This is a genomic window from Lysinibacillus parviboronicapiens (assembly GCF_003049605.2).
GTDB lineage: Bacteria > Bacillota > Bacilli > Bacillales_A > Planococcaceae > Lysinibacillus > Lysinibacillus parviboronicapiens.
Genome location: NZ_CP073713.1, coordinates 638,927 through 657,340, shown reverse-complemented (window position 1 = coordinate 657,340; position 18,414 = coordinate 638,927). Strand labels below are relative to the sequence as shown.

13 protein-coding genes are annotated in these 18,414 nt (G+C 38.0%); 3 read left to right on the top strand and 10 right to left on the bottom strand.

The genetic code is table 11. From position 1 onward, the window contains the following. Nucleotides 1-13: 13 nt before the first annotated feature. The 9 genes from C9J31_RS03235 to C9J31_RS03195 form a co-directional block, all read right to left on the bottom strand. Nucleotides 14-940 carry a Wzz/FepE/Etk N-terminal domain-containing protein gene (locus tag C9J31_RS03235; protein ID WP_107947486.1) on the bottom strand — a complete coding sequence of 309 codons (927 nt, stop codon included), beginning with the start codon at nucleotides 938-940 and terminating at the stop codon, nucleotides 14-16. After that, nucleotides 924-2,486 carry an O-antigen ligase family protein gene (locus C9J31_RS03230; protein ID WP_107947488.1) on the bottom strand — a complete coding sequence of 521 codons (1,563 nt, stop codon included), beginning with the start codon at nucleotides 2,484-2,486 and terminating at the stop codon, nucleotides 924-926. Before C9J31_RS03230 ends, C9J31_RS03235 begins: the two co-directional genes overlap by 17 nt. A gap of 17 nt (nucleotides 2,487-2,503) precedes the next feature. Next, nucleotides 2,504-3,001 carry a tetratricopeptide repeat protein gene (locus C9J31_RS03225; RefSeq protein WP_107947489.1) on the bottom strand — a complete coding sequence of 166 codons (498 nt, stop codon included), beginning with the start codon at nucleotides 2,999-3,001 and terminating at the stop codon, nucleotides 2,504-2,506. A 295-nt stretch (nucleotides 3,002-3,296) separates the two neighbouring features. Continuing rightward, nucleotides 3,297-6,611, bottom strand: coding sequence for an S-layer homology domain-containing protein (locus tag C9J31_RS03220; RefSeq protein ID WP_193766974.1), 3,315 nt, complete (start codon nucleotides 6,609-6,611; stop codon nucleotides 3,297-3,299). Nucleotides 6,612-7,151: 540 nt separating this feature from the next. Beyond that, a complete protein-coding gene (locus tag C9J31_RS03215; protein ID WP_107947493.1) occupies nucleotides 7,152-7,868 on the bottom strand; it encodes a WecB/TagA/CpsF family glycosyltransferase in 717 nt (238 codons plus the stop codon). After that, on the bottom strand, nucleotides 7,865-9,136 hold the full coding sequence (locus C9J31_RS03210) for a nucleotide sugar dehydrogenase (RefSeq protein WP_107947495.1): 1,272 nt from the start codon (nucleotides 9,134-9,136) through the stop codon (nucleotides 7,865-7,867). Before C9J31_RS03210 ends, C9J31_RS03215 begins: the two co-directional genes overlap by 4 nt. Before the next feature lie 427 nt (nucleotides 9,137-9,563). Continuing rightward, entirely contained in the window at nucleotides 9,564-10,511 is a 948-nt protein-coding gene (locus tag C9J31_RS03205) for a nuclease-related domain-containing protein (protein ID WP_193766975.1), read from the bottom strand. A 295-nt stretch (nucleotides 10,512-10,806) separates the two neighbouring features. After that, a complete protein-coding gene (locus tag C9J31_RS03200) occupies nucleotides 10,807-11,655 on the bottom strand; it encodes a flagellin N-terminal helical domain-containing protein (protein WP_107947501.1) in 849 nt (282 codons plus the stop codon). 168 nt (nucleotides 11,656-11,823) lie between these two features. Next, the gene (locus tag C9J31_RS03195) at nucleotides 11,824-12,297 is read right to left on the bottom strand and encodes a transcriptional regulator (RefSeq protein WP_107947503.1); all 474 of its coding nucleotides are present in this window, start codon (nucleotides 12,295-12,297) and stop codon (nucleotides 11,824-11,826) included. A 230-nt stretch (nucleotides 12,298-12,527) separates the two neighbouring features. Here C9J31_RS03195 and C9J31_RS03190 point away from each other — a divergent pair, with 230 nt between their 5' ends. Continuing rightward, a complete protein-coding gene (locus tag C9J31_RS03190) occupies nucleotides 12,528-14,102 on the top strand; it encodes a hypothetical protein (protein ID WP_107947504.1) in 1,575 nt (524 codons plus the stop codon). Beyond that, the gene (locus tag C9J31_RS03185) at nucleotides 14,102-16,873 is read left to right on the top strand and encodes a DEAD/DEAH box helicase (protein WP_107947506.1); all 2,772 of its coding nucleotides are present in this window, start codon (nucleotides 14,102-14,104) and stop codon (nucleotides 16,871-16,873) included. Before C9J31_RS03190 ends, C9J31_RS03185 begins: the two co-directional genes overlap by 1 nt. A 261-nt stretch (nucleotides 16,874-17,134) precedes the next feature. On the opposite strand, the gene C9J31_RS03180 is transcribed toward C9J31_RS03185, so the two are convergent. Beyond that, nucleotides 17,135-17,557: a single-stranded DNA-binding protein gene (locus C9J31_RS03180; protein ID WP_054767386.1), complete on the bottom strand. Its 423-nt coding sequence runs from the start codon at nucleotides 17,555-17,557 to the stop codon at nucleotides 17,135-17,137. Between the two features lie 318 nt (nucleotides 17,558-17,875). Here C9J31_RS03180 and C9J31_RS03175 point away from each other — a divergent pair, with 318 nt between their 5' ends. Continuing rightward, the gene (locus tag C9J31_RS03175; RefSeq protein WP_107947508.1) at nucleotides 17,876-18,301 is read left to right on the top strand and encodes a YwpF family protein; all 426 of its coding nucleotides are present in this window, start codon (nucleotides 17,876-17,878) and stop codon (nucleotides 18,299-18,301) included. The last annotated feature ends 113 nt before the right edge of the window (nucleotides 18,302-18,414 follow it).

Below are 18,414 nucleotides of genomic sequence, written 5' to 3'. Positions count from 1 at the left end.
CCCTCTCTTATTTCTATTTCTTAATTGAACTATTTTTCCAATATTGACGGAAAAATACGGTGCCTACCCCGAACATCATACCAATCACTAAGCCAATTGCTAAATTTAACAGTTTATTTGGTGAAGCTGATTTTTCAGCTAAAGTGGGCTCTGCAATCACACGAATAAATGGATCTGGTTTAAAACTATCTAATCCTGTTTTTACAGATTGATAGTTGGCTAAGGTTTTTTGATATTCCACGGATTTTGTATTAATTTGTGCTTGCAATTGTAGTAATTGATTTTGCAAATCTCCGTTTACATTAGAAAGTGTTGTCGTTTGGTCATCTGAAATATTTAGTACAATTTCAGAGTTTAATACTGTTTGTAAAATTAAAATTTCAGGTAACTTATTATCTTTAATTATCTTATTATACTGCTCGATGATATTTTCTATTTCTTTTGATAAGGATACTGACTCTGTCTTGTAAGTTGTTTCTAATTCCTTTAACGTTGCCTGAACAGATTCATTCATTTTTTGCTTTGTTACATCCATCAAGATTTGAAGTTGTTGTTGAGCATCCTGTGCCGACTTTGCTTTATATTTTAATTCGACTAAATTCTTAGCAGGATCTGCATCGACAGTAGCCACCATATTTTTTTCACTGTAGACATCTTTTATGTCTGCATCTTTTAAAGCTTGTTTCATGATCGGTTTATTCTGGATACGCTGTGCATATATACTTGGTGTGAATTCAGCAGCAATATAGTTTGATATAATACCTGTGTCCTGTATACCACTTGCTACTTGTACAACTGCCTTTGATTCATATTTTTCTTCTAAAACAAACCAACTAACTATCCCGGCTAGCAACATACAAACCACTGTACAAATAGCAATTATAGCTTTACCCTTCCAAACAATCTCTATTAACTCTCGTAGCTCAATTGTCTCTTCCATCTAACTGCTCCTTATTTTTGAATGTCATTGCTAGTAATATCCCTGCAATAGCCCACATCGATTCAGAAGTTCCTGGTAAGCTATCATTAAATATTCCCTGTATTAAATAAGAGCCCCAAGCTATCCCTAAAATCCAAACAATTGAACTATTATTTTTTATAGTTATTTTTAATGGATTAATTAATGAGAGCGCTATTAAGACTATTACACTTAAAAAGCCCATTATCCCAGTTCCATACAACCAGCCCACATACATGTTATGCGGCTTATCTGTAATAATATTTTCATAGTATAATCCCGAGCGTGCATCAATACTATATTGTGGGAAATTGTACATAAAAGTATCTAATCCATAGCCAAACAAAGGGCGTTCTTTCACTAATTCTATCGATTTCTCCCAAATATAAGCACGTCCTGAACCAGCGGCATACGCTCGCTCCGGCAACACAGGCAATTCAAACTTCTCAGCAGCATAAGCTTTTGTCATCCATTCAAACTCTATATCCTTTTTCATACTAGTTACTGGTGCAGGCTCTTCCTTCAAGTAAGGATTGGACTTTACCACAAAACCAATTGATTCAGTCCAAACACGAGCATCCTTACTAGCCAGCACATGAAACACAGGTGCACTCACGACTAAAAACACCGCAATCATTGTAAAGCTTTGCACTTTCTTTTCTGATCTAAATGCTACAAACAATACGACCATCATCATTACACAAACTGTCAAAAAACCACTTGTCGAAATAGACATAAACATAACTGCAATCGACATTATAGCAACAACTAAATGTCCGATAGCTCGACCAATAGTTCTCTCTAAAACAGCAGCTGTTAGGTACATTACTGTCATAATTGCAAACATTCCACTCATATAGTTCCATTGATTTAAAGTTCCCACTAAAATAGAACCTTCAGTAATATCTGCCCCTTCAGGTAAAAACAACTTTACAAATTTACTAACAGCACTATTTTGTAATAAATCATGCCCGTAAAAATTCATTGAAATAATAAATAAGTTAATGAGCACAAATGGATAGAGTGAATATAAGATATAGTTTAAAGCTTTTTTTGGATACTCAATATTCATTGCAATGAAGAATATAGACAAATAACATAACCAGCTAATTGCTCCCTCTGATTGGTTATACGTTCCATGTATTGCAATTGAGATGTTTGGTGATAAAATTGTTGATAATACAATAGCAACAGCGAATGCTCCTATTGCATAATTCAGTTTTGTTTTACGAATTTCACCATTCATAAACAAAACCTTAGCCATAAACAAAATACCTGCTATTAAAGTAAGTATCAACACAGCTAATGCTTTATAATGCGTAAATAGATCACCTTTTACGCCACCTGTTAGGGCATCTACATTTGTAATAAGAGGGGTTTGCACATCTATTACGCTTGCCATAACGATTAATGGTACGAAGCCAATTACAATTAGAAGTATTCTAAAAATCCATTTGTCCATAGATTTTTGAGATTTTATATCTTCTTCTACATCACGATAAGCTACTTTTTCGTAGAACTTACTCATTTTTTATGTACCTTCCTTTATTGCAAATTTTCGATTTGTGCTAATAGTGTAGCAACATGCTCTTGATAATTTGGTATTTCCTCTGGGGCCCATCCCCATTCTTGACAACGTAGAAGTACAATTTTCGCATCTTCGTATCTTTCAGCAGCTACGAATATCTCTCCTAACTGAATCATAAACAGTGGATCTTCCACCTTATGAGGATTTATATCCATCGTTTTTTGCATATATATTGTTGCCTGTTTTACTTCGCCCTTATTAGCAGCAATAACTGCAGCTAAATAATTTGCTATTTCAGAATTAGGCTCAGCTTTTAGTACTTCTGATATTACTTCCCAAGCACCTTCATAATTACCGTCTGTTTGTAACTGAACAGCCTGATTATATAAAGCCTCATTCATCGCAAAATTGTCGTCCTGTTTACTAGCCATCACATTCGCAACAATCAATCCAATTACGACAAATGCAACCAGACTAGCGAATATATATGTTCTAACCTTATCAGTAAATTCCATTTCGCCCTACCTTCCTTAACTTATGCCATTTTTTTCACATATTGATATTATACTATAAATTGCCTCTTATATGTTGTGTTACTTAGATATAACTGAGTGTACTTGCTCTACAACTTAACAAATAAATTAGCATTAAAAATAAAAATAACTTATGTATCGATTCTTAGATTTGATGGAAAGTATTATATACAACTAAAAAAATCAAAAAATGCTATGTGGAATATCCCACATAGCATTTTTGTTCTAAGAATAGTACTAAGTAAAAGTTCTTAGTTCTTTCTTAGTATTTTGTAAATTATTTTAAAGTTATTGAACCAATAGTTACATCACTATTAGTAAGTTTAGATTTTAGTACAGTTCCATTTACAGTGAATGCAGTAATTGCAGTAGTAGTTGGAATTGCGCTAGCTTGTGCAATTTTCACAACAACTTTTGAGCCAGAGACGCTAGCTACTGTACCAGCTACTGTTCCATTAACCAGAACATTGTCATTAGCTTTTACATTAACAGCTGAAGTGAAAGTAAATGTAATTTGTTGATCAACTGCATCTTTACCTACAACACCGTTAATAGTTGTTACAGGAGATAATGCGCCAATTTTATATGTGAAGTTTTCACCTTTTGCGTTACCTGTTAAATCAAGACCTGTAGATGTACCATTAACAACTGCTGTTACTCCACCATTTGTTGAATCAGCAGAGATTTTGCCAGCTAAATCAACTAAAGAATTATAGTATTTAGCATCTGCACTGCCTGCACCTGCATTATAAGTGTAAGATTGGTTGTTAATCACTACAGTTTCACCAACAGTGAATGTAATTGAAGCTGTTGCAGCTGTTGTTGTTGCTGCAGGTGAAGATGCAACAGTAATATCAGCATTTGTTAATTTTAATGCGCCAACATTTACTTTACCTTCAGAACCAGCACGTGCTACACGGAAAGCTTTCTTGCCATCTTTATCTTCAGTAAACGTTACAACAACACCATTTGCGTAAGTAGCATTATTTACTAAATCATCTTTAAATGCATCTACACCAACAAGTTCAGCACCGTAAATATTGTAGAATTTAGCATCTTTTAACGAAATTGGATCTTTACCAGCAAACACTAGCTCTTTATCGTTAACTTCTACAACATCTGCAGTAATTTGAGTGCCTACATCTGTAAGTGAAGTGAATTTAGCAGTTGCTTCTTTAGAAGTAAATGCGTAATCTTTACCATCAGTGTTTTTAGCAACACCTGTAGCAACTACTTTAACTGAAGTAGTTTTACCATTTACTGAAGTTACTGTTAAATCAGTAGTTTTTAGAGTGTCTGAGCTTACAGTATAGCTACGGTTCGGTGAAATAACCTGACCATTTACTTGCACATCATTAGAACCAGTGTTAAAGATTGTATACGTTACATTTTTGATGCTTGTATTAGGCATATCTTTACCACTTTGGTTAACTAATGAAGCTCTGAATGTAGCAGTTTCGTTACCTTTGAAATCAGTAACTGATTTATCGAACTTAGGTGCTAAGTATGCTTTAACTGCTCCACCATCAAGATATGCATCTTGGAAGTGGGAAATTTGAGCAATAGTTTTTGGTTCGCCTTCATCAAGTTGACCATCTTTAGCGTTTGAACTATTAATGTCAATCCAAGCTACTGGAGTTGCGTAATCATTTTCTTTATCTGAACCAATTACAAACGTAGCTTCACCTTTGTCATTAGTTTTTACAGAAATTTTGCTTGGTGTTGAAGAGATTGATTGTTTATCATCTTTATCAACGTCAATGAAGTAAGCTTTTGTTTCTGTACTAATTACACGGTCTAAATCTTCGTTGAATGCAACGTTTACGATTTCATTTTTAGCTAATTTACCATCTTTATCTTTAACAGTAATTTTGTACTCACGACCATTATCTACGCCACGAGCAGCTACTTCGCCACCTTCACGTGTAACATCGATAGTGTAATCTGCTTGAAGTGCTCCGAATTTTACTTTAGCAGCTGTTGTTTGTAAAGCTGAAGCTGTATATTTTTGGCTATATCCTGTAACTGTAGTAGATCCAGAAGTAACAATCGGTTCTGCTTCAAATACTACAGGAGTAACTTCTGCATTTGTACCTGAAACTGTAAATGTTGCTTCACCTTTAGAGTCAGTAGTAATTTGTGCTGCTTTAACTACTGAAGCATTGCTTAATTGTGATACAGCAACACCATTTACTGTAGCGTTAGCTAATTTATTAGAAGTTACATCAATGTTTTCTAAGAAAGAAACATTAAATGTTTTGTTTGCTTCTGGTTTACCAGTTGTAGCATTTTTGTAAACAATTTTATATGTTTTGTTAGCGCCGTTATTGATTGTAGCACCTGTTGTTACTTCTTCAATCGCTAGGATTGTGTCAACACCCCAGAATACATGACCAGTTGCGAATTTAGAACGATCACCAGTTGCATAAGCAGTTACTGCATCAGTACCAGCAGCATAACGAGTGTAAGAATATGAAGCTACACCATTCTCATCTGTATATGCTTCACCAGTAATTGTTGGATAAACTGCATCGTTTTTACCTGGAATATAGAAAGTAACTGGAATACCAGCTTTAGATTGTCCTTCAGCTACAGTAACTTGTGCTTTCACAGTAACTTGTTGACCAAGTTTACCTTGTGTTGCTGAAGAAACCATTTCAACTTTAGTTGGGTTTACAGCAGCGATACCTTTGAATGTACCGATTTTGTCTTCGCCAAGAGATACAGTGTACTCTTTGTCAGCTGTTTGAGCAGCAGTTGTTAAAACAACAACTTTTTTGTTTGTTTGTTTAACAGCAGCATTTTTAACTTCAAGATCAGAGATTAAGAAGTTAAGAGCTTGTACGTTGTCCACTTCTGTATCGAATGTTACTTCAACAGTTGTGTTGTTAATAGCTTTAACAGTTGAAACGCCTGCTTCAGGTTCCATTACATTGTTGATTGTACGGTATAAGAATGAAGCGAATTGACCGCGAGTAATGCTGTTAGCTGGGTTGAATTTAGATACGTTCGTGATACCAGCGTATTCTAAAGCAACGATTGCATTGCGTTGTTCTGCAGAGAATGCAGCTTCAAGATCAGAGATTTCTGTTACGAAACCAGCTTTTTTGTAGTCAGCTACTAAATCTACGCCAGAAATTTCTTTGATCGCACGTACTAAAACAACTGCCATTTGTTGACGTTGCATAGTTTGCGTATGGTTTAAGTTGCCGTTTGAACCAGCGAATACGCCTGCATCTTTAGCAAGTGCAGCATATTTAACTAATTCAGCTTCAGCTGTTACTGGTAGATCTGTGAAACGTTCTTTAGTTTCCCAGTCTGCTGGAATTTCTTGGCCTTGAGCTTCTAACCAACGACCTAATAATTTAACCACTTGACCGCGGTTAATAGATTGGTTTGGTTTGAATGTGCCATCAGCATATCCATTGATGATACCTGCTTCAACTAATGCGTTGATTGCTACCTCGTGGTCGTTACCTGCTACATCTGAGAATCCTGCTGCAGAAGCCACTGGTACGATAGCAGAAGCTACTAAAGTAGCTGTTGCAGCCGTAGCTACGAATTTTTTGTATTTCTTTGGTTGGTTAGCCATAGAAAAATTTCCTCCTCTAAGTTCAAAAATTATGTTTATACCACATAGATATGCAGTAAATAAACAACTACACATAAAAGTATAGTTGTATCCCTAAAAGTTGTCAATCATATTTTGGGAAAGTTTCTAATTCATTTCCGGAAAAAATAGGACGTCTAACTCTCTTTTACCATTGTCAGCTATCTAGGGTTATTTTTCAAGTAAAATCACGTAATTTTCCCAACAAAATCTTTCTTTCTATGGAAAATGTTCAATTTCACTATAATCCTGCTGAGATTAACGCATATTTGTATGTTTATAAACTTTAGTGGTTAGTGACAGTAGAATTTTATATCTATGGCTCAAAATATCTTCCGTGTGTCTATATTTTAAAATTAAAAAACGAAAAAAGCTCAAGCATATAATATGCTTGAGCTTTTTTCGCTTGGGCTACCAACCGTTGTTTCCTTGCAGGGAATTCTATATATTTCATAGAGGAAATTCCTATACACCTACAGTCTAACACTTTCAATTTAAAACGACAATACCATTTTTTAAAAATTACTGTCGTTTCTGTCTAGCCACTTCCAGTAAAAATAACGGAAGTGCCACTTGACGCTTGATACGCTTAGGTTCTTTAAGTAAACGGTAAAACCATTCAAGACCAAATTTCTGGAAAATTTCTGGTGCCCGCTTCACTGTACCCGCAAGTACATCGAATGAACCACCCACGCCTTGATAAATCGTTGGATGCAATTGATTACGATTGGCATTAATCCAATTTTCTTGCTTAGGACTGCCCATTGCTACAAAAAGTAAATCAGGCTGTGCTTCGTTAATACGGTCAATGACCTTCTGCTCGTCTTTTTCATAGCCGTCCTGTATGCCGACTATTTTAATAGAAGGAAATAATGATTCGAGCTTTGCTTTCGCCGCATCTGCTACACCTGGCTTGCCCCCATAAAGGAAAATAGGCTTACCACGTTTTGCCGCTTCTTCGCAAAGCTTCATCATCATATCGACGCCCGTCACGCGTTCACGAATTTGCCCTTTTTGTATTTTTGACGCTAAGATGACACCAATGCCATCCGGAATTTGAAATTCCGCTTCATTTAATAGTTTCTTTAGAGCAGGGTCTTCTTTTGCCTTGATAATTTTTTCTGGATTGATGGCAACAACGAGCGCTTTTTGTTTTTGTTCAATGCGCTCAAATGCCATATCCATTAATTCATCGTAGCCCTCGGTATTGACGTTTATGCCAAGTACTGTTTCTTTCATCGGTTCTTCGCATCCCCTAGTAGATGGAATTCAAAGCCCGCTTCTTGCCAATTTTCACGGTTTAAGCAGTTTTTCGTATCGAAGACAATTTTTGTTTTTGCTGTAATGTCAGCTGCATTTAGTGCTTTGAATTCATTGTGGTCTGTTAACACAACAATGATGTCAGCGTCTTTCGTTGCTTCCTCTAGGCTTTGCGTTTGTGTAGCATGTTTGTTTTCTTTAATGTGTGGATCATATGAAATTACATCTAAGCCTAAATTTTGTAGTTCATCAATCACAATTGTTGATGGACTTTCGCGCATATCATCAACATTTCCTTTGAAGGCTAGTCCAAGAACTGCTACTTTGCCACCCGCAATTTTGTGTTGATTTAAGATAGCTTGTGTTTTTTGCGCTGTATGGCTTGGCATACTGTCATTGGTATTACGAGACAGGTGAATGATTTGTGCTTGCTCGCCACCTAGCTCCACAAGGAACCAAGGGTCAACTGCTATACAGTGACCGCCAACACCAGGGCCAGGGAAATGGACATTTACGCGTGGGTGATAGTTCGCAAATTTAATCGCTTCCCAAATATTTACGTCCAGTTTCTCTGCCATTTTCGCTAACTCGTTGGCAAAGGCAATATTGACATCACGATATGTGTTTTCCATTACTTTTACTAATTCAGCAGTTGTTGCATCTGTAAGGTGGATTGTGCCATTCACAAAGGTTTGGTAAAGCTCTTTTGTCATTTGTGATGATTTCTCATCGATCCCACCAACGATACGGTCGTTGTTCACTAATTCTTCAAAAATACGACCTGGAATTACACGCTCTGGTGAATGGGCTACAAATAAATCAACACCGAATTCAAGGTTTGCTTTAATCAGCTCTGGTAACATCACATGTTCCACTGTTTTCGGTGGTACTGTTGATTCAAGAATTACAAGATTTCCTTTTTTCACAAAAGGTACTATGGAAGCAGTTGCTTGACGCACATATTCTAAATTAGCTGTATTGTCAGGATTAATCGGTGATGGAACAGCGACGATGAATACGTCCGCTTCCTGCGGTGTAGTTGATGCTGTTAAAAATCCTTCATCTACGGCTTTGTTCAGACGCTCCTGTAAACCGTTTTCTTCTATATGAAGTTTTTTCTCTTGTATACTTTTTACTGCTGCTGGGTTTACGTCCACCCCATGTACTTTTATGCCGTGGTTGGCGAACATTACAGCCGTTGGTAAACCGATATAGCCAAGTCCAACGACACAAATTGATTTAGTCATTCTCTATTCTTCCTTCCGTTTCAAAAACGAGTAGTCATTAATTTTATATATGTTGTGTAAATGCAATCGCATTTTTGTTCTGCATAATAGTATACATCTTTCAAGGGAAAGTGTGAATCAATTTGTCATTTTGGAGCGTTTTATGTGCTCTATTTACTTTGGTAGGGCTATCTGTTGGTAATATGTGAGTTTTATCAGCGGTTTTTGCGCGGCTATCAGCGGTTTCGTCACTTCTATCAGCGATTTTCGCATGGCTATCAGCGGTTTCGTTACTTCTATCAGCGATTTTCGCGCGGCTATCGGCGATTTCGTCACTTCTATCAAGCGATTTCGCGCGGCTATCAGCGATTTCGTCACTTCTATCAAGCGATTTTCGCACGGCTATCAGTGATTTCGTCACTTCTATCAAGCGATTTTCGCGCGGCTATCAGCGATTTCCATTTAGACTCGCCAAGTTGTATTTCGTATGTTTACCGAGGCCACTACGCGTTAATTTTTGCAAGATGCGTTTTGTGACATGAGGGCTTTCAATTTTCAAAAAGTCGCGACATTCTCTGTTCGTCATCGTATTGCCCACAAGCATATAAAAATCCCTAAGCGCTGACACATGTGCCTCTTTACATTGGTGTTCACACTTCTGACAAAACCATGTCGCTTTTAATTTCTGCATACCAAACTGACTACAATTTTCACAATAAACCCCCTTTTGCAAAACAGATGATTCAATATGATAGTACTGGCAAAGTGGAAACGGATTCGTATGCCGCAGTTGCGACAAAATGATGTGTACTATATCGTTTGTAGCAAAATACAGTTTCTGTGATTTTAGATTATGGATATACAGCGGCAGCTCTTTCCCCATTATGATTGGTGATCCTCCACCCTCTCGATGAATATCTACATTATTAAAAGGAAAAACAATTGCTCCGTATATTGGCATAGTAATGTCATGAGCATCCAAGAAATGCTTCGTTGCCTGCATATACTGCTCAAGCTGAATTTCAGGATGTGTAAAAGTATGAACCTCTCCTGTTTCCGTGGAACGGATAAGCTGACGAGGGTCACTTTTGAAATGTACGGTTCCTCGAATATTTTTAATTTCTAAAATAATGATTCCGCTTGGGGTAATAATCAAAATATCGATTTGCATCGGGAGGATAGCGGGAAGCATAACATTGTGGAATATGTGGCAATCGCTGAGTTGTTGTAATTTTTGAAGCTCATTCATGATGTATTGCTCGCCGAAATCACCCGCTTCCTTATTTTTCAGTTCTTTTTGTAATTTTAGATACTGTGAATGTGTTGAGGGCAATCGAGCTACAAGCGCTTGCAGTCCAAGGGTGAGCGGTGACGGCGCAAATGGTTTAACAATCAAAGACATCACTCCTTTTCTACAAACTATAACAAGAAAAAGTGTGAAAAAATATGATTTGCATCAAATTAAAAATTTGCCCCTTTTTCTAAGGGTAAGTGTGCAAATTTCGAGGGTCCGCTGGTGATATTTGCACTTTTACCGGCGATTGTTGTGGGGTTAGCGGCGTTGTTTCCTCTTTTACCGGCGATGTCGCACTTTTATCAGCGTTTGTTCAGGGTTTATCAGCGATGTCACATTTTTACCTGCGATTGCACAGTAACTACCGGCGATTTCTCCATGAAAAAAGGAACCGCCATTAGTACCGGGGATTCCTTATCTTTCCGCTATCTAACAATTTTAAGATAGATTGCGCCTGTTGCATATGAAGCGCCAATACATATTGACCTGCCTGTAATAAAATTTGTGCTTTTACCATGCTCATCATTTCTTTTGCAATATCTGCATCACGAATACGTGACTCAGCTGCTGTTAAATTTTCGGCCGTGTTCATGTTCGCATTATAGGCATGCTCAAGTCGATTTTGGTAGGCACCTAGCCGTGAACGCTCGTTGGATACTCGCTTTAAAGATTCATCCAACGTAGCAATAGCCTTGTCCGCGTCTTCTCGCGTAGCAATAGAGGTTGTCCCATCCAAACCAAGCGCTCCTGCTCCCATATCATTAATATGCAACTCAATATTTTGGCCAGCATTCGCACCTGCCTGAATTTTAATGCCGTTCGTTGTGTAGTCACCATTTAGTAATGTCTTTGTATTAAACTCGGTATCTTTAGAGAGACGTTGTATTTCCTTTTTTAATTCCTTAAATTCCAAATCAAGCTGCTGACGATCACTATCCGTCAATGTATCATTAGCGGCCTGGACTGCTAGCTCACGCATGCGCTGAACCATGGCATGGGTTTCATTCAGTGCGCCTTCTGCCGTTTGTACAAGTGAAATACCATCCTGAATATTTTTCGACGCCATATTCAATCCTCGAATTTGCGCGCGCATCTTTTCAGAAATTGCTAATCCCGCTGGATCATCAGCTGCACTATTTATGCGGTATCCTGAGGAAATACGCAACATCGATTTGCTCATTGCATTGTAATGTTGGTTCATATTGCTTAGTATCGACATTCCTGTAGCTGACCACTTGCCAAGCATTACTTTACCACCTCCATGAATTGTCTTTGTATTAATATCGGTCTAAGGTAATTTCTGTTAAGTGTGTCATCATTCTTTTAGTGTCGATTGACTTAGTTCTATAAAAGAAATATAAAAACACCCATTTCTTTTCAATGAAAGTGGGTGCTCATTTCATGTGCCAAGTATTCAAGGTTTGAAACCTCCGAGTTGATTGCTCTTTTGTTGTAGTAGTTTATAAAAGAGATCCTCATTGTGATCTAACAGTGCCATATCGATTAAATAATCAAAGTTTTTTTGCTCTATTTCGATTATTAGTTGCTCCATCTCACCCACTGTTACAGAAGAAACAAGGGGTATTTGCGGTTTCGGTGTAGCGCTTTCAAGGATAGGTGCTAGATGCTCATGTACATTAGTAATGAGTAATAATTGATAGAGTGGTAAACGAATGAATCGATTTCCTTTTTGGAAAACGAATACCTCAGATAAATTTTCGATTTGTTGTGTATGCAAGTTGATGATCATTTCTTTTCCTTCGATGGGTATGAAATGGAAAATCTCATTCTCTTTTAAAATAGAGAAATATTGATAAGCAAATACGAGACGCAATTTATCTCCAGTAATTTTTGTGTAAAATGGCTTCATGTATTGAACTTGCATCATCTTTCATCCCCTCCTAAATTATCTGATTATTCAGATTTTAACATAAATAAATCCACTTGTTAACTATTCTTTACTTCAAATTTTTTCTTTATAATCATTCAGCTTATCATGTCCCCAATTTAATCGTATAATGGGAGGACAGTCTTTTTTACCTGATAAACAGTGACAATGAAAAATCATCTAAAATAAAACTTTAACGAGCAACAGATTTAATTGAGAGGAGTGGAGTTATGGCTTTGTCTATTTCGCAACTAGCTAAGGAACATCAGCAATTTGTACTTGCAAAATTAAAAGAGGCTGAGCAGGATTTACATCCTTCCTCAACCGAAGATGAGGAGCTTGTGCGTCGCGCAGTTTTTTCAGTACGTAATAAATCTATTGCATTTGAACGTTTTAATAGCGCAAGTTCTATATTATATGCAAGTGTACAGGATGTCAGACCCGCTTCCGTAGAAATTGATTTTGTACACGAAACATTATTCTGTAATTGCCCCCAGCTAAAATGGTGTCGCCATCAGCTTGGTGCATTACTTGCACTTTATCAGTACTTTGATTCCGTGCAGAATTGGTCAAGTGCTTGGCGCGCACAAAAATCCGTACAGTTAAAAACGCTTGCCGATGAACGTAGTCCAGAAAGTTGGCAATTAATGGCCAATGAGGTAATGAAACGGATATTGCCACCTGGTCGTATACTCGATGGCTATGCTCTATCTGCTATTCGCACAGATGCACTGGAGCGTCTTCGCAAGCATATGCCCTTTGAACGTGAATGGCAGCCACTTTATAAACTTTTTATGGAGTTGACAATCTTCAATACAATATGGCGTCATTTAAATGAAACACCAGGTCATTCACTTGATTCACCCTATATGAAATATTTTATTGATCAAAGTATTCAATCTTTTGAAAGTACAATGACGGAGCTTAATGGACGCTCACGCCTTTTTGCGACGGATCCTTTTTATGATGCGCTCCAACAAATTGTACGGGACTTTTTATTAGAACGGCGCGAATTATTTGCCAGTCGACTACAAATCTACATGCTGCTATGGGCTGTGCTTTTTTATGAGAAGCCTCGACGTGAACAAGAACTAGCACTTCTCAACGAACTTGGACATACTTCGTCTGAGATATCTTTACAATCGTTGAAGCTCCTGTTTTACGTCCTTTTACAAAAAGAACAGCTATTAGAAAAAAACATTGCACATGTTAACCTAGAGAACATGAACGACTTATTTGAACTTGCTACTTTCGCAAAGCGTGCTGGAGAGCCACTTGCACAAGCAGCCATCTTACGTGCGATGCTACCCTTTGCAGAAGGTTTTTTACAGGACACTGTGCCAGTTGTACAACGAGACCAATATGTACGCCAGTTTCAATTATTATACGAAGACATCCAACTGACTGACGAAGAAGAGACTTCACTATACAGTGCCTTTGGTGTATATGGTCTTCAGCCATTTTCGTTCTTCCTTATTAAAAAAGAGCGTTATCGTGAATGGGCAGCCTTGCATCAATTAAACCTTTCTTCCCTTTCTTATTTAGAAATGTGCGGATTAAAAGATGTGCTACAGGTAGCTCCGGCGACTGTACTACCTCTATATCATGTGTATGCAATGGCAGAGATTACCCAAAAATCACGTATGAATTATAAACAGGCGGTTCGTATCTGGAAAAGTATGCGAAGTGCTGCAAAACGTGCCGGCAAAGCTGGTTATTTTGAAACCTATATGCAAACAATACGTGCAGAGTTTAAACGACTGCGTGCATTACAGGAAGAGATTGAGAAAGGAAACTTAGTATAATGACTTTAAATGCTACCTCTCCGTTTATGAAAAAAATACAGCTCCGTATTGAGACAACTCAGGATGGTTACTTTGCGTTACAGGGCTTTACTGCTGGTGGTGTAGCAATGGAAGCAAGCTCACTTGTTTCTGCATTGTTTTATAACTATGAAACAAATGTCTATGGCTTACTGGCCAATCATACAGATCTTTCCCTCGAGGTTTCTACCGCAGAGCTACTCGATATCTTTTCTACTCGCTATCAGCATCCCTTTATTGAATGGCATGGGATAAATGAAGAGAGTCACTCATTATTAGAAAAAGTGTCTGCATTGCAAGTGTACTGGCAAGAATCTACACTGTGGGAGCACGCCAGTATTGCTGATGATTTTTCTTCTCTGTCATTTCCTATAGACGGGGTTGATACGCACCTACTTGAAACAGCAGTACAGCAAAAGCTTATGCATGCAGGATTATTGTTATCAGATTTACCAAAGTTATTACCATTCTTCATGCGCGGAGGCTGGCCAATTGAGCAGGACCGTCAGACAGGCACTGTTATGGCGTCACTCCGTTTAAGTGAGCCTGAGGAAGACTCCGACGTATGGTTGTTAGAAACAGTCCTTAGCACGGCTACGACAAAAAATTATTGGACACCTGCTATTCGCAAGCAATCACTACCAATCGTAGATGCGTTACCGACAAAGTGGCAGGAATTTGCGCATGATATTGTACAGCAACAAACACAAATCGTGGAACTCCTGTCAATTGACGATATACGAAGCGATATTTTTATACATGAGACCCTTGAAGATTTAGAGGTTCGCACTTTTTTACGTGAAGATTTAGCTAGGATACAGGCACTTGGCTTTGATGTTGTACTACCTGCTTGGCTAAAGGATTTAAAACAATCAAAAATGCGTGTGCGTGTAAGTACTGGTAATGTATCCACTAAAAAGGTGGCTGGATTAGATGATATATTAACATTTAAATGGCAGTTCTCGATGAACGGTGAGTCAATTTCTCCTGAGCAATTTAAAAAACTGGTAGATGAAAAACGTGAGTTTATACGCATTGGTACAGAATGGTTTCGTGTAGATGCTAATTGGATGCAGGAAATGCGCGAATTGATGCAACAAGCTGAAGATGAGAGCTGGACTGTTCGCGAGTTACTATTCCGTGAGTTACCAGAGGATTTATCGCTCCCACTAGAAGAGGAGGATGCTGATGATGCGTTACGAGATGATCCTCTCTTTGCTTTTGAATTGCAGCAATCTCTGAAATCCTATATGGAACAGCTACAAGAGAAAAAAGGTTTGCCATCTGTTCCACTGCCAGTTTCACTGCAAGCAGAGCTACGCCCTTATCAGCAAGAAGGCTTTGAATGGCTTATTTTTATGCGTGAACAAGGTTTCGGCGCTTGTTTAGCTGACGATATGGGTCTTGGTAAAACCGTTCAGCTTATTTCATACCTGCTGCATGTTAATGAAACGATAGATTCACCTATGCCATCCATTATTATTTGTCCAACATCGGTACTCGGCAACTGGCAAAAGGAACTTGCCCGTTTCGCGCCATCCTTAATTGTGCATACGCATTATCAAGCAAATCGAGCGAAGGAAGATACTTTTGTACAACTTGTTGAGCAAGAGAAGCCGCATGTTATTTTATCTACCTATGGTACTGTGTCTCAAGATACTGAATTTTTACAGGAAATTGACTGGACAGCAGTTGTACTCGATGAGGCACAGAATATTAAAAATATGCAGACGTTACAATCTCGGTCCATTCGTAAATTACACGGTAAACACCATATTGCACTGACAGGTACACCTGTTGAAAACCGCTTATCAGAGCTGTGGGCTATATTTGATTTTATCCATAAAGGTTATTTAGGTAGCTTCGGTCGCTTTAATGAGGATTTTATTTTACCAATTGAACGCGATGAGTCTGAGCCACATAAACAAAAGCTTCGTGCGAAAATACAACCATTTTTACTACGCCGAACAAAACGTGATCCTAATTTACAGCTTAATTTACCGGATAAGCAAGAATCCCACGCTTACTGCCCATTAACAACTGAGCAAGCATCTCTTTATGAAGGCTATATTTTAGAGACGCTTGATCAGCTAGAGAAATTAACAGGCTTTCAGAAAAAAGGCCGTGTCTTAAAAATGCTCAGTAAATTGAAACAATTATGTAATCATCCTGCCCTCTATTTAAAGGAACCGTTCGAGGATGCCACTACGATGCTAACACGTTCTACTAAATTAGAACGTATCGTACAAATGGCGGCGGAAATCGTGGACAATGGCGAGCAATGCCTCATTTTCACGCAGTATATTGGTATGGGGCAATTGCTACAGCATTGCTTCAGTGAATTGCATAATGTTGATGCTCCGTTTTTAACAGGTGCTATGCCAAAGCAACAACGTGACCGATTGGTGGAGGCTTTTCAGGCAGGACAATTCCCTATCTTCATCCTTTCCTTAAAGGCAGGAGGCACAGGGCTAAATTTAACAGCTGCCAACCATGTATTGCATGCCGATCGCTGGTGGAATCCTGCGGTTGAAAATCAAGCCACAGACCGCGCTTATCGTATTGGGCAAACACAATTTGTGCAAGTGCATAAGTTTGTCACAATCGGTACTATCGAAGAAAAAATTGACAAAATGCTGGCGCAGAAATCTGCATTATCGGAAGAACTCATTCAATCTAGCCAGTGGTTAACGGAACTGGCAGATCATGAACTTCGTGATTTGATGACACTGGATTATAATATTTCAACGTAAATAATACGCGCCAAGAGCACAATGTTCTTGGCGCTCTTTTAGTTTGCAAATATCAGTGAACAATGTTTTTACTATTTTCCTACTTACTTCAATTTCATATTTAGTTGTGTGTGAAATGCTCATTGTTGTGCGGTCTTCAACAATGATACTGTTATTTAAGTACACATCCGTCCTTTCAATTAAATGATTACGGTGCAAGTGCTATAGGAGAATGGCGGATCAGATAATGTTCAAACTTGCTCCGTATGTAACGTAATTCGGTTATACTACTGGTAACTGCTCTTCTTCTTCTGGCAATACAAAATCTTTTAAGCTGCTTTGCTCATTGGATGTTTGAGGCGGAAAAATTGCCTCATCACTATCTCGTGGCTTGAGCTTATAAAATCGGACATCATCTACGACAACTTCTGTAATATAAATCTTTGAGCTTTCTTCATTTATAAATGATCTTGACTGAATACGGCCATTTGTACCAATTAATGAACCTTTTCCGCAATATTTAACGATGTGCTCTGCCAGTTTTCCCCATACTGTGCAAAGAATAAAGTCAGCCTCCACTTCCCCACGACTATTTTTATAATTGCGGCTAATGGCAAGTGAAAAGTGTGTTTGCACACGATTTCCAGATAATTGTCGTAATACAGGATCCTTTGTTAATCTTCCAACTAGTCCGACCTGATTCATTGATTCACCTCCTTTGTTTTTAATTGCTCTTATCTTACATGAGCGCTTCACCTATTGGCAAAAATCGATTTTTGTTATTTATAGTGATTTTTAAGCATAAATTGGCATTATTATATAAATTTATTCTTCTTCTTTGCTTCTGTTGTTTAGTCAAACGTAGATACCCGAAGTATGTAGCGTCAATTTCAAATAAATTAAATTTCGCATTTTTTTCGATTTTAGAAATTGGGTGTATAGAGGCCAATGACAGCCTCAATTACACCATGCTTAATCGATTATGTTATACTAAAAGGAATGACCGACTTAGGAGGATACATAATGAAGACATTTAAAATGCTTTCCTTTGATCTTGTTAGCAAAGATGGCATACAACCATTTCCTTTAGTCGATGGCATTATTATTAACCAGGAAAACAGCCATCAATCTTGGATTCTTGAACTGTTTATGGATCGACAATTCCGCTCAGTTTTTGATGAATTATTAGCGGATTCTGCCGTTTTCAACGTACGTGCAGTTATTTCGTCTCCCGATAATGAGCCTGCACCTTTCCGTGTAGCAGTACATGCCGTACAGGAGATTGGTAACCATATCTCCGTGCTTTTAAAAGGGACATTAAAGATAAAACGTTCAAAATATGCTGAGCAATTGCTTGCAGAACTTCTTGCTGAAGGAGTTTCATCAGAAGATTTACTGGACCGCTTCGCACATGGTATGAAAGAAAGGCCAAAACTTAAAAATGACTAATACACCTTTGTAACGATGCGTAGTTTTTACGTATCGTTACTTTTATGTTCTCTATTAAGTAGAACGACTGCGCCGCACTGATGCGGTATAATCGATGAAATAGGAACAAATCT